This window comes from Bacillus basilensis (genome assembly GCF_050630465.1).
Lineage (GTDB): Bacteria > Bacillota > Bacilli > Bacillales > Bacillaceae_G > Bacillus_A > Bacillus_A basilensis.
Genome location: NZ_JBNTQO010000037.1, coordinates 1 through 13693 on the forward strand (window position 1 = coordinate 1; position 13693 = coordinate 13693).

Here is a 13693-nt window from a genome sequence, read left to right on the forward strand (position 1 = left end):
CATATAAATATAGAACTCAGGTTGCTTAGTTGCGCTTTTTAAATACTGTCTACTTGACAGGGGTCACTCCAGTATGAGTAACGGGTTCAGTTTAGGGAGAGAAAAATGCTAATAACCATTAGAAATAACACAATAATTTGTATGCATTTCGCACCCCGTTTCGCATTATAAATAGCAAACTAAAACGCTCAGAAAATATTCTGAGCGTTTTTATGTCCTTCTTCAACTAAAGTACCCGTTAGCGTAAGTACAATATTTCGCAATATGTTACTTTACGCATCAAAAACAGCGGTGCCTTTTTAAAGAATTGCACCAGTTAGTGTAAAAAGCTATTTCACCATTTGTATTGTTAACTTATCTTTTAACATTGACCTATATGAGTCAATTTCATATTTTGTATTATTGATTTTTTCTTTTTTTCATTTTTAACATATCGAATATTTCTAACTCTAAATTCCTTCTAGCTTCAAGAACTTTTATCGCTCCTTCTACACCTGAATGGTTATGTTCTTTCCCATAGCCTTGATTAGTGTAATAGTCGACAATTCCTGTGGACCATTCTGGAGTTCTTTCTTTTAATGCCTTCCTAAATGAAAATTCAAGATTATCTTGTTCTACATACAATAACATTGGATTTAAATTCTCTATGATTTTTGCAACTTTCATTACATAATTTATTATTTTTTCTTTTTGTTCACCATATTTAATCATCCCAATAGTTAATGGATTTTGTATGAAACAACATTCAAAGATATAAACCTTATTGTCTTCTAGAGCAATTTCAGCAAAGTCATTCCATTTGTCAGCAATTAATTCAACATTTTTATCGAATGGTAATTCATATATATCATTTTCAAAAATAGCGTTAAATAATTCTTCTGAAAACTGATCACCAAACTCATTTTTCATCTTACTGTATGGTAATAAATAATTGCTTCCTTTTTTTAGAACTCTTTTAAGAAGCACTTCTTTAAAATCTCCACTGTTAGATAATAATCTATTGAATTCAAATTTATTAAAACAAGATACACCATCATAGTCGGCTGGGTGGTTCAAATTTCCCTCTAAAAATAGTTCAACTTCAATTTTATTTTGGCTTAGAATTTCATTTATTAGCTTTGCAGTGGTTGATTTTCCAAATCCAGGTAAACCTTCTACTATTATTAGTTTTGTATTCATAGTTATAAATCCCTTCCTTCAAAGTATTTAACCAAGATTAAAAAAATCACTTACTTTACTACAATCACCCCTTCAAAATATGATATCCACCATTTCCTTTGAAAAATTCTTCTTAAAGTATCCTGACCGTTAGTTTAAGAACATTTTTTCAAAATCTCTATCATTATTTTAACATAAATTTTCCATTTATCTTTTAAAAAAATATAGTCCACCATTATTTGAGTGAACTATGTAAAGTAAATTATATCTTTTAAGTCAAACACTTTGTCAGTAATCCCCAATCGTTGTGCTGGTGTTTTTACTGTTTTCTTTTTCCCTTCCTTTGTGGTAAATGGCATACAAAAGTTATAATGAGTTCGAAGTATCGTTAGAGCCATTTGTGCGTATTTTGCATTAAAATTAGAATAGATATAACTTTTACTATCTCCACAAGCTGTCATTAAAGGTCTTTCTAAAATAGACAATCTTCTGCGGATGTTTTGAATAAAAGCATTTACTGCATTGTTGTTTACTTCAAGTATTAAATTGGCAATATCGCTCTTTTGAGTACCCCAAACGGTGCAAAGGAGACGAGCTCTCCGAAGCCATCAAACAATACAATTTGTATTTTCATTTTTAGAACACCTCATATGGTTTCTTTTTAAACCCCAAATTAGGAGCATACATGTTATGTACAAATTAATAATGAAGATAGTCTTTCTCCCCTCACTCTATAAACTTCCAAATGTTCTTCCAATTCCCTCTCATCACTTATTACACTTAGCGTTTTCTTCACAAAATTCCAATTCAAACTACCGGATAACCATAATAATGATGGAAGTCTTTTATAATCATTTGATGTTACAATATTATGAGCCTTATACCCTTCTAAAAATGCACTAGCAACACTTGAACTGACTTCATGTGATTGTATTCCTTCTGTTCGAGAATACCACTTTAGTAAAAAGGCTAGTCCTTCAATACGATCAACATATCCAATCGATTCAAAATCTACAATTCCTTTTACCTGTTCACTTGAGTCCCATAAAACATTCAACGGATTTAAATCTGTTTGTACGATAAATTCTAATTCACTCGTATATGCGCACTCTATATGATATTTAGCTAGATTTATATACTCTCGTAATTCTTTGCAGGCGCTTGCCTTACTTTCTAGCATATGAATAAACTGGGCATACCCATCCAAATGAGATTTCTTTTGAAAAATCGAGCTTTGAAATGCATTAGAAATATCCTGAATCTTTCTTGCTTCCTTTCCGAAGGCTTTTGCTATAGCTTCTGTACAATATGTAATATGTTCTCCTTCAATCCAATTAGACAATACAAATCGGTATTGTTCATCATTCCAAGTGACAAATGTAAATGACTCTCCCGTCCTATTCTTGTTAATCTGCATAAATGGAATCCCATGCTTGCGTAAATAATACGTATACTGTACTTGCTCTATCAGTTGTTCATTTAATAACGCCCCAAAAGCTGGATTGATTGTTCGCTTACTATTTATAAATCTTGCGGAATACCGCTTTCCATTTACGATGATTTTATAGTGTAAATCTGTATGCCAACTGTTCTTATGTAATTCTTCTTCCACTGCTAATGTATGAATTTCTTTAAAATAATTCATTACTACATTTCTTATTATGTGTTTCACCCCGTTCTCTCCTTCCATACAAAAAACTAGGGTACATGTAATTCATTGTGCTTCCCATAACAAAATTTATTTCACTTAATTAAGCATACCTAGGATATTACAAATATGAAATAGAATTATAGAAAATAGTAGATGGGGGGGCCTATAATTGAAGAACTTAAAGTTTGGGGTAATTGGAGTATTATGTGTCGCTGGATTAGTTGGATGTACAGGTCATTCAACTGAAACGAAAGCTTCCAATACAGAAGTATCCACAACAATAAAAGAAAATGTATCCAAACAAATTATGTTTGAACAAAAAGAAGTGAAAAAACTTGAGATTAGTCACGTAAATTCAAAAGATGTTTACAAAATCATAAATAAAGAAAATATGAAAACAATTTTCACAAGTATGGAAAGCGCAGAGAAAAAACACTACTTCTAGATCAAGATGCCAAAAACTATATACATTCAAAAATGAAGGTTACTTAACAAGATAATTCTATTCAAGAATTCTTTGTTTGGATAGAATCTGACGATGACATCGTAATAGCAAAGGCAAGTGATGAAACGCACGGCGAAGGGTATGATTTACGTGAGAATAATTCTCAAAAAATCATTCAGCTTTTCAAAAAATAACTTTTATTTTTCTTTTGAATAGATTAAACAATCATTTTTTCTAAACTGACTGATTTAGTATTTGTTATCAGTAACGCCTCACCATTCTTCAAAATTTCTTATCTTAACTTTGTCATTTTACAAAATATTATCTATTCTTTTTCAACTAATCCCCAATAGTGAATATGTGTAGTAAAAAAAGAGCCAATCTCCAACACAATAGAAGATTGACTCTTTCCTTTATTTACTCCCCTGTTTCAGAAAATCGCTTTATACGTTCACCAATTTCATCACGAACACGTTGAAATTCGGACCACTCTTTTCCTGCTGGATCATCAAATCCCCAGTGAACACGATTTACGTGCGAAGGTGTCGAAGGACAAACAGAATCTGCATGACTACAAAGCGTAACAACTAAATCAGCACTATTTAAAATGTTTGCATCAATTATATCTGATGTTTGATTCGTTATGTCGATATTTACTTCATTCATTGCTTTCATAGCATTTGGATTTACTCCGTGTGCTTCAATACCTGCAGAATAAACATTCCACTTATCTCCTAAATATTTCTTTCCCCAGGCTTCTGCCATTTGGCTTCGGCATGAATTTCCTGTACATAAGAAATAAATTGTCTTTTTGTTTTCCATGTTGTTTTCCACCTTTGTTTTTAAATTATACTGGTTGATCATTAAAATATTTACGCTTAAACCAAAAAGCGACGTTTACAAGTGCAATCATTACAGGGACTTCAACTAACGGTCCGATAACAGCTGCGAATGCTGCGCCCGAATGAATACCAAACACACCAACCGCTACAGCAATTGCTAACTCAAAGTTATTACTACCTGCTGTAAATGCTAACGTTGTCGTCACCGGATAGTTTGCACCAATTTTTCTTCCCATAAAGAAAGAAACAAAAAACATCACAATAAAATAAATGAATAACGGAATTGCTATTCTTACTACATCTAATGGCACACTAACAATCATTTCCCCTTTTAAAGAGAACATAACGATGATTGTAAATATTAATGCAAGTAATGTAAGTGGACTAATCTTAGGTATAAATACCTTTTCATACCACTGTCTTCCTTTTAACTTAACTAGTACAAAGCGTGTCAACATACCTGCTATAAAAGGAATTCCCAAATAGATAAATACTGATTTCGCTACTTCTACCATTGTAATACTAACGATAGCTCCTTCAATTCCTAACCATTCTGGGATTACCGTTACAAACACGTATGCATAAACTGAGAAGAATAACATTTGAAATACCGAATTAAAAGCAACTAAACCAGCTGCATACTCTTTATCCCCATCAGCAAGGTCGTTCCAAACAATTACCATTGCAATACAACGTGCTAAACCAATCATAATGAGCCCTACCATGTATTCTGGCTTATCAGGAAGGAAAATAATTGCTAAAACAAACATAAGTACAGGTCCAATAATCCAGTTTTGTACTAAAGATAGAACTAACACTTTTACATCTTTAAATACCCGACCCATTTCCTCGTAGCGAACCCTCGCTAACGGCGGATACATCATTACAATTAAACCAACAGCAAGTGGAATAGACGTCGTTCCAACTTGCAATGTATTCAGTCTGTCTACTACACTAGGAAACACAAACCCTAAACCAATCCCAACAGCCATCGCTAGAAAAATCCATAGTGTTAAATATCGGTCTAGAAAAGATAAACGTTTCATTTTATTTTCCATCTCCTATTAACAACAAGAATTTTTTTCCACTACGTTAGAAGTCGTGCAACAAGATGGATCTTCTATTTTATGAACATCACTATCTGCTTTTCTATAAAAGAACTCCCACTCATTCCCATCCGGATCCGTTACCCAAAACTTATCTTGAACCGCATAGCAACAAGTCGTATCCATCTCATCACGCGCAAAGAAACCTTCTTTTTCTAATCGTTCTTTATGTAATGTGATTTCTTCAACTGTCTCTACTTGAAAACCAAAATGATTTACCTGATTTCCTTTCACTTCATCTCGTACGTTCAGCGTAAAATTAAGCCCTGGCGTCTCTAATAAAAATTTAGCATAATCCGTTTTCACTTTAACTGGAGACACACCAAATACCTTTTCGTAAAATTCAATAGACTTCTCTAAATTCGTAACATTTATACCAACGTGAACATATCTCATACCTTATTCCTCCTCTTTACATGTTATTAATCAATTTTTTTTGATTAATAGTGCAAAATTTTAACAACAACTACCTTTTCCTGTTTTTCTAAAGATACAGCATAATTCTTCTGATAATAAATTATTAACTTCCGCATCATTTAAATCATAATAACTCCACGTACCCTTTGTTTCTTTTACAATTAGACCTGCGTCTAATAAAATCTTTAAATGATATGACAACTTAGATTGCGTCATTTCAAAAACTTCTGTTAAATCACATACACACGTCTGGCCTCGCTGACAAAGTTCATACATAATCTCTAAACGCTTTTGATCCGCCAACGCTTTAAACTTTTTCTCATAGAGCTGAAAATCTTGTGCCATTGTAGTTCACTCTCCCTTCATCAACTTTTTTTGATATTTATAGTATATACGCTGTTTAGTTCTTTATACAACTAATTAATCAAGTTTTTTTGATTTACAAAACCTCCCTCGCATCATATCTTTGCTACAATTAAAAAGACCATAGCTTTTTCAAAAGTGAAAAACTACGGTTCTTTTTACAACTTAATAGTTACAATATTTCCGAGGTATGGAGTCTCTATAACTGTTTTAAATTTTAATTTGACCATTATAGAGTAGTGCCCCATCACCATTAAGCTAAGAAAACAAATACCCCCAAATGAGAAAAATCGATATAACTCTTGTTTTTTGCATATGCATAAAAAGCACGTCACCCTTTCTCATTAACAGAAGAGAATAGTAACGTGCTTTTAATTTCAAAAATAGTCTAAATCCTTAAGTTGATGGTTGTGAGGCAGGACCCCAATAAGAACGGTATCTAAGATTTCATGAGAGGTGTTAGTTCCATTCCAAAGGCCTCAGCTGATGATTAACTCAAGTACCGATTTCGGATGACCCCCATGTGATGAAGTTCGTGTCCTGCGATGCCGTACGCGAGGGCGCGCACCGTAATGCTTAGGTTGTTGGCTGTGCCCTTGCGGGTCCACGCCTCCGCCGGTAGCCCGCGCAGCAATGTGATCGTTGATTGCCGTACGGCCCGGTAGTCTTCGGCCAATTGCGCGGTTGTCCAGCTTCCGAAAGGAGGCATGAACAATTCCTGATCGAAACCAGTCAGAGGCGTCTGGTCCCCTCTTGCGAACCGGAGCAGGCGGTAGGTCATGACGCGTTCCGCGTCTGCAATGTGGCCCACGAATTCTTTCAGCGTCCATTTTCCTTCCGCATACCGATATGCGGCCTGGCTTTCGGTCAACGATGCCAGGAGCTCGGTCATTTGCTTTTCCTGGGCGAGCAGAATGTCGATGATGTTACCGTCCGGCACCAAACGGATATACTCGCCGGAACCCCCGGCGTATTCTTCTTCTGACGGTCTTTGATTCATGCGTAGTCACCTCTTTATGTAGATATAGAAAATTATAGCACTCGTCTATGTCTAATAAATTCGCGAAATGATAGAACTTCCCTTCTAATAATTGAGGATAAACAACTATTTAGTTGATCGGTCGCCACACTATTCTGATTCGTTAGCACAATAAGCAATGCTAATCAATAATGCATAAAAATTATCTGTTATACAATACTTCGAAGATATTAATATATAAAGGTAACACCTTCTTTTTTAATTTAAAGATGAATTTTCAATTATATTTTGAAATGAACCGGAGTAAAACACACTAGTCTAACTACTTTTTTATACAAGGTTTTATGCAAAAAAGAATAGCGAAGATCCCTAGAATCCCCGCTATATCAATGATGTATAAAATCTTGTATAAGAGATAGATAGACATAGAGACAAAAAATTTAGTAAAAACAAGGATTATATGAAAAACTTGCTACCGATAATGAGACTTTATGTTAACCAATCATGTATATGATATACATGATTCTTTGTTCAATCGTCTAATAAAAAACCTAACTTATATTAGTAATTTCCCTTGTTTCTATTGATAAATATCAAAATACTACCTAACACACTTAATAAAAGTACAAAATATAACAATAAATCAGGTATAAATTCTAAAGGAACAATATCTATTAATTGAAAAATAATAATGGCAATGATACCTAAATATAATATGTTGTACAACATATTATTTGTTTTATATTGAATTTCTCTCCCTCTTTCATCTTTTGCTTCATCGCTTGATTGAAATTTTATTACATACATCTGACTGATGAATATTAAAACTAAAGATAAAGATTTTAACCACAACATATGTCTCACTCCTCCTGATAATCAAATACGTCAGTTATTGACTTTCCAAATACATTTGCAATTTTAAAAGCAAGAATTAAAGAGGGATTATATTTATTTTTTTCAAGAGTAGCGATAGTTTGACGACTAACACCCACTCTTTTTGCCAGTTCCTCTTGAGACCAACCTCTTTCTGCTCGACAAACTACAATTTTATTATGTAACAATAGTACCACCTCTTGAAATGATTGTAATTTATTTCTTACAATTCGTAAAGTATTTTTAACAATTTTTTTTTTGTAATTAAAAACACGTACAAAAAATAGCCCTTTATTTTAAAGAGATAGATACTTGAACAAAGGTGCCACATTTACTTCCTATATCGAGAATTATGTAAATAAGCTGTCCATGTGGACAGCTTATTATTTTTTTGCTTAGCGTGCAAAATTCGCTTCTTGTTGGCGGTACCCCATCGCTATCAACTTAAGAATTAATTGTTCCCCAAAACGAAAAAAAGAAACATAGAAGTGAAAAACCCCTGTTTTTCTTTTTGATAAATATATTTATTGGAAAATACTTTGAACTTTCGGGTACAGATGCTCCTTCTATCCTATTATAGAAGCTATTTTGAACGTAAGTAATTTGTAAGGAATAGGTAAGAAAAAAGAGATTTTCATTGTGTAGGATAAAAATATAAGGAGGTGTGAAAGGCGGAACAGATATGACTTATATATGAAAAACAAACCAGTAACAAGAGTGTTTCAAGGAAAAGAAGTAATTTCTGGGGTTAACATACATGTGGAAGAAAAGGGATTTACCGTTTGTTAAGACAGAATAGCCTTTGTAAAAATAATAATTATGAATATGATTACGAATTTAACTCTGACTTTTTTGTCATTGTTGGAGATGATAGCTGTGTGATTAATACGAAACAGCAAGCAACTAACTTTACAATTTAAATAAAGGAGAGGATGCTTTATGAAAACATGCAGTAAAATTACATGTGCAAGTCTATCACTTTTAATAGCTGGAAGTTCCCTGTTATACATAACACCAGCCTCAATTGTAAAAGCAGAACCCACGCAAAATGTATCTAGTTCGTTACAAACAAGTAATCAAAGCGATCGTACTTCCGTTAAGAAAGCAATGCGGGATTCACTCCAACTTGGATACCCTGGAATACTCGCTCAAATTTCTAAGGGTGGTAAAAATTGGAGCTATGCCGCCGGGATAGCGGATCTGAGAACCAAGAAGCCGATGAAAACAGATTTTCGCTTTCGCATTGGCAGTACGACGAAGACATTCATTGCAACAGTTCTACTTCAATTGGCTGAAGAGAACCGCTTGAATCTAGATGACTCCATCGAAAAATGGTTGCCTGGCGTCATTCAAGGAAACGGATATGATGCTAACCAGATTACGATTCGGCAGATATTGAATCATACAAGTGGGATTGCTGAATACTTAAAGTCAAAAGACTATGATATTATGGATACAAAAAAATTGTATACGGCTGAAGAATTAGTAAAGATGGGAATTTCTCTTCCACCAGACTTTGCTCCAGGTAAGGGCTGGTCTTATTCAAACACAGGATACGTAATACTGGGTATCCTTATTGAAAAAGTAACTGGAAACAGCTATGCGGAAGAGGTTGAAAATCGGATTGTTGAGCCGCTCGAATTGTCGAATACATTCCTACCTGGTAATTCAACTGTTATTCCAGGTACCAATCATGCCCGTGGATATGAAAGATATGACGGAGAAAGTGAGCTAAAAGACGTTACTTATTCTTACCCAGGTAGCTCGGATGGAGATATGATTTCTACTGCTGACGATTTAAACAAATTCTTCTCTTACTTACTCAGTGGCAAATTACTGAAGGAACAGCAACTAAAACAAATGCTTACTACAGTTCCTACAGGAATTGCTGAAATCGGCAGATATGGTCTTGGAATCTATGAAACTAAACTTCCAAACGGTGTCTCGATATGGGGACACGCAGGTGCCTCTCCAGGGTTTTCTACTTTTGCTGGAGGCACACTTGGAGGCAAGCATACATTGGCCATCAATTTGAATGGCCATAAAACTAGTCGTTCTGATCCTTTTAAAAATATTTTACTTGCTGAATTTAGCAAGTAGGTAAAAAGGAAAAACAGATAAATCTTCCCATAGTTTTTATAGTTAAAAATATACATTTCTGGTTCGAAAAACTTATTCTAAAAAAAATTTTGGGGATTTTGGAATTACGGAGGCAAGCCAATGTTATTAAGCTAATAAAACAAAATACTCCCTAAAATAAAAAAATACGCTATTCTTTCTGTAGAATCATAGAAAAGGATGGCGTATTTTTAAACTTGGGGTTAAAGAAAGTTCTTAAGTTGATGGACATGTATGGTGACCCCTACAAAGAAATATTTATATTCCTCCTAAATGAAGCTCTTAATCAGTGGAGTCGGGAGATATCACATTCCACTTTCCAAACAATGTCAAACCAGCAGCTTTAGCCAGAGACACAGATTCCTGGTTATCAAGCTGACATCGGTACTGGGGTTCGTATCCCTGAATACAGGCGTACTTACAGATTGAACGTACCACTTTGCGGGCGTGCCCTTTTCCTCTAAAAGGAGCCAGAGTCAATACACCGAGATCCGCAATTTGTGCATTCCCCCATGGATACATGCTTGCGGCGCTGACCAGGCGATCTTGCTCAAAAGAGCCGAACACCGCCCAGTGATCTAATTCCACATAAGCATTATCCAAGTCTTGTTCTGAGGCAGAGGACTGGAACTCGGAGAAAACAGTATCAGCTTTCTCTGTTAATTGGCGTAATCCACTCTCCAGTTTCTCTTGTAGCAATACGTTCTTATCAGTTTCTGAAAAATAAAAAAGATAATCTGCTCCATGCAGAATGATTCCCTCTCGATTCAATTTTTGGAGAAAGGTTCTCTCAGATAGATCTTTTAGTTGATACAGGCCTATTTTATCTGCCATAGCAGGCGTCAGGACCGCCAAAACCCTGCCGTCGGAAGTTTCTAGCACCATGACACGTCTGTCTGTGCTCAAATTAGGATTGATGGTGACAGTAAAAACTTCATCACTATAGAAGACGTCTCCCTTCAAGAATTGCCCCCACCAAAAGTCAGTTATCGTTTGTGAAAATAAAGACATACTTCTTACCTCCCATAATTGCATTCTGTTTAAGAATACCATAAAAACTCTGAATATTTCGCGTATTTTAATCCGTTTTTTTATGAAGTCCTACTCCATTAAATGGCCCGGTTGCTGAACTAACCATAAATAAATTTCTGTTAATCAACAGCTTCTTCTTTTGAAATAATAATTTCGAAAATACGCATTTAATTATTATATTTCTGTATATACAGATTTTATAAAATTATTTGTATAATATACCACCATTTATAAAAAAGATAAGACCCCCTAAGGAGCCTTCCTCCGACTTGAACCACTTTAATTTTAATAATATGTATTGGACTCCCATCCAAATATTATTTTACCATGTTAAGTAATATCTGGGTACCGCCAGCATTTTTGAAGAAAAACACGCTAAGCAAAAAAATACAATAAGCTGTCCATATGGAAGTTGATTAATATTAGCTTATTTGTCTTATAAGTTAAATCGAGAACAATTAGATCCCAAAATATTTCAGTTCTTTTTGTATGTTATTTAAGGCAAACCTCTTTCGTTTTTTAAAGAAATTCTTTGGTTCGTTTGAAGATAATCTCCAAAGAAGTCGTATATCCTGCGAGTGTTAGAGTAAGGACTTGAACAAATTCCCAACCATCCTCAGCATGTTCTATAATAATACGCTTATAATCTTCTTTGGGTTGCCCTTTCCATCCATCAATTTCGACTTTCACAAATTTGTAATCATACATATTCTTCCACCCCTTTTCCCTAATTGTACCATTTAGAAGAAGCGATGTATTGTACTTTTTTGACTGTATGCTCTATACATATGCAGTTAACATAACGCATCATTATCGGTAGCAATGAAAAGGACTTTAAATTTAATTCGCAGGATTTCTTTCTTTTACAAGATCTTCGATGTTATTTGCTTCTTTGATTTCTTTTGACGATAACCAATTTTCATTTATTGTTCCTGTCTTATTGGTTAAATAGATGTTAAAGTTTTTATTATATAGTTCTTCTTTAAGGATTGTGGTTACTTTGATTAAATCCTCAATTAAAAGGGGATTGTTTTCAAATATATTATTGGTGGTATTAATAACTAAAGTCACTAAATATTTTCGACTATCCTCTTCATCTGAACTTGAATAAGTAATACTTTTAATTGCAAATCGATCGTTTTGCATTTCATGTAATCTTTCTTCTACTTTGGTGTGTGTTCTAATCCAGTTTTCCCAATATTTATTTATGGCATCTTACATCGTAAATTTCATTGTTCGTAACAGTTCTTCTTTTGTTATCCTTTCTTGCACATTTTTAAAAGGTTCACCTAAAGATTGGCCAGTATGATCCTTAATTTCAAGTTCTGTTATCTTTTTATTATTCTTCTGAATGATTTGAAATAGAGCATATAAACGATCTAATTCTACTGAATTCAATTGGCTAAAGTCAATCTCATTACTCATTTGCAAAGTTAATAATAATTCATTAGTTGGTTTTCCTTCATCTGGATCTTTATTATCTAATATATATTGAAGAGGATTTTCCGTTTCAGATTCCACGTAGCCTAATTTTTTTATTTCTTCTAGAGTTGGTTTGAATTTCTTATATTCCTCAAATGTTTTTTTTCCGTATTGGTATTCATCACCTACTGGATTTGAATAGAAGAGACCTTGTACCTTTACTCGGAATTTTAGATATTTGTTATTTTTTTCTTGCACAGTATGGTAGGTATTACCACCATTATTTTCATTTATCGAGCTCCAATCTGTTACAACTACATCAATACCGTGTTTTTCTTTTATATATTCTTGTATCTCAACTCCATTTTCTTGATTACAACCACTTAGACATAAGAAATATAATACTAGCAATATTACATGCTTCAAACTTTTCATATAAGCACTCCCTACGTAAGAATTAATCCTTGAATGTGCAGCACACTACAAAACCTTCTTTTCCTTAGTCGTATACTTTAACTTTTATATAGTTTGAATCTTAAATCATCTAAGTTCCTGAACTTTCCGACTATACTGCTTAAAGTATTACCGTCTTAAAATATATAACTTATTTTTTTTAGGTCTTTCTCAATTCTATAAGCCTATGGTTCATTGGGATCATATCTAAAACGTACATTCATACCATGGTATCTATTTTACTATAAAATCTGGTTCTATTATTAAAATATTCCTTTTTTGTTTTTTCGTTTCCTAGTATAGATGTTCCTTCTAAATCAATGAGGGAGGATCTATGGAAAGATATTATACTATCTCGAGTTATGCACCATATATAAGAAGAAAAAACATAGCTATAAACATAATATTATATTTTTATATATGAACAATTTAATTTAAAATCATTGATGATAATGTTATACTAATATTAACCAAGAAGAATCCAGCAAACTATGATTAATCACTACATTTTCTTTCATAGCATGTCAACGTAAAAAAAGACACTTTCTATTGTGTCTTTTTTTACGCTTTGAGATGAATACATTGACTCAATACTTATATTAGTCTAATTTTGGGTAGCACCACATCGCTATCAACTTAAGAAATTGATTCTTCCCCAAAACGGAAAAAATGAACCGAATTCTCAGAAATAATTGTGAAAAGGTAAAGTTCTCGTTATGGGGGTGTCTTAAAATCTTAGCTTGATGGGCATGTGGCGGTACCCCACATCCATCAACTTAAGGATTTAGACTATTTTTGAAGTTAAAAGCACGTTACTATTTTCTTATGTTAATG

11 protein-coding genes and 5 pseudogenes are annotated in these 13693 nt (G+C 33.7%); 2 read left to right on the plus strand and 14 right to left on the minus strand.

The window, feature by feature from the left end:
- Nucleotides 1-329: 329 nt before the first annotated feature.
- From ACQVV1_RS29285 to ACQVV1_RS29300, 4 genes and pseudogenes are all read right to left on the minus strand, one after another.
- A pseudogene (locus ACQVV1_RS29285) lies at nt 330-1179 on the minus strand (hypothetical protein).
- A gap of 227 nt (nt 1180-1406) precedes the next feature.
- Nucleotides 1407-1724, minus strand: a pseudogene (locus tag ACQVV1_RS29290) (insertion element protein); the annotation flags it as partial.
- Nucleotides 1712-1792: pseudogene (locus ACQVV1_RS29295) on the minus strand (DJ-1/PfpI family protein); the annotation flags it as partial. The pseudogenes ACQVV1_RS29290 and ACQVV1_RS29295, both read right to left, overlap by 13 nt.
- A gap of 54 nt (nt 1793-1846) precedes the next feature.
- Entirely contained in the window at nt 1847-2830 is a 984-nt protein-coding gene (locus tag ACQVV1_RS29300) for a phosphotransferase (protein ID WP_242256738.1), read from the minus strand.
- A gap of 148 nt (nt 2831-2978) precedes the next feature.
- Here ACQVV1_RS29300 and ACQVV1_RS29305 point away from each other — a divergent pair.
- Nucleotides 2979-3448, plus strand: a pseudogene (locus tag ACQVV1_RS29305) (hypothetical protein).
- Nucleotides 3449-3671: 223 nt separating this feature from the next.
- Here ACQVV1_RS29305 and arsC read toward each other — a convergent pair.
- The 7 genes from arsC to ACQVV1_RS29340 form a co-directional block, all read right to left on the minus strand.
- Nucleotides 3672-4076, minus strand: a complete 405-nt coding sequence (arsC, locus tag ACQVV1_RS29310) for an arsenate reductase (thioredoxin) (protein WP_242256737.1) — start codon at nt 4074-4076, stop codon at nt 3672-3674.
- Nucleotides 4077-4101: 25 nt separating this feature from the next.
- Nucleotides 4102-5142, minus strand: coding sequence for an ACR3 family arsenite efflux transporter (gene arsB / locus ACQVV1_RS29315; RefSeq protein ID WP_431169906.1), 1041 nt, complete (start codon nt 5140-5142; stop codon nt 4102-4104).
- A gap of 18 nt (nt 5143-5160) precedes the next feature.
- Nucleotides 5161-5598: an ArsI/CadI family heavy metal resistance metalloenzyme gene (locus ACQVV1_RS29320; RefSeq protein ID WP_431169907.1), complete on the minus strand. Its 438-nt coding sequence runs from the start codon at nt 5596-5598 to the stop codon at nt 5161-5163.
- A 60-nt stretch (nt 5599-5658) separates the two neighbouring features.
- Nucleotides 5659-5964, minus strand: a complete 306-nt coding sequence (gene arsR / locus ACQVV1_RS29325) for an arsenical resistance operon transcriptional regulator ArsR (RefSeq protein ID WP_000046018.1) — start codon at nt 5962-5964, stop codon at nt 5659-5661.
- Nucleotides 5965-6472: 508 nt separating this feature from the next.
- The gene (locus ACQVV1_RS29330; RefSeq protein ID WP_431169908.1) at nt 6473-6982 is read right to left on the minus strand and encodes a DinB family protein; all 510 of its coding nucleotides are present in this window, start codon (nt 6980-6982) and stop codon (nt 6473-6475) included.
- A gap of 540 nt (nt 6983-7522) precedes the next feature.
- On the minus strand, nt 7523-7816 hold the full coding sequence (locus ACQVV1_RS29335) for a hypothetical protein (protein WP_242256731.1): 294 nt from the start codon (nt 7814-7816) through the stop codon (nt 7523-7525).
- 5 nt (nt 7817-7821) lie between these two features.
- On the minus strand, nt 7822-8022 hold the full coding sequence (locus ACQVV1_RS29340) for a helix-turn-helix transcriptional regulator (RefSeq protein ID WP_050845654.1): 201 nt from the start codon (nt 8020-8022) through the stop codon (nt 7822-7824).
- Nucleotides 8023-8773: 751 nt separating this feature from the next.
- Between ACQVV1_RS29340 and ACQVV1_RS29345 the strand changes: the two genes are divergently transcribed.
- Complete coding sequence (locus ACQVV1_RS29345; RefSeq protein ID WP_242256729.1) at nt 8774-9934, plus strand: serine hydrolase domain-containing protein; 1161 nt, start codon at nt 8774-8776, stop codon at nt 9932-9934.
- Between the two features lie 300 nt (nt 9935-10234).
- Here ACQVV1_RS29345 and ACQVV1_RS29350 read toward each other — a convergent pair whose 3' ends face one another.
- The 3 genes and pseudogenes from ACQVV1_RS29350 to ACQVV1_RS29360 all read right to left on the minus strand — a co-directional run bounded on the left by ACQVV1_RS29350 (nt 10235) and on the right by ACQVV1_RS29360 (nt 12841).
- Nucleotides 10235-10963: a GNAT family N-acetyltransferase gene (locus ACQVV1_RS29350; RefSeq protein ID WP_252209159.1), complete on the minus strand. Its 729-nt coding sequence runs from the start codon at nt 10961-10963 to the stop codon at nt 10235-10237.
- Nucleotides 10964-11503: 540 nt separating this feature from the next.
- A complete protein-coding gene (locus ACQVV1_RS29355) occupies nt 11504-11692 on the minus strand; it encodes a DUF4177 domain-containing protein (protein ID WP_252209160.1) in 189 nt (62 codons plus the stop codon).
- A 132-nt stretch (nt 11693-11824) separates the two neighbouring features.
- A pseudogene (locus ACQVV1_RS29360) lies at nt 11825-12841 on the minus strand (hypothetical protein).
- Nucleotides 12842-13693: the final 852 nt, after the last annotated feature.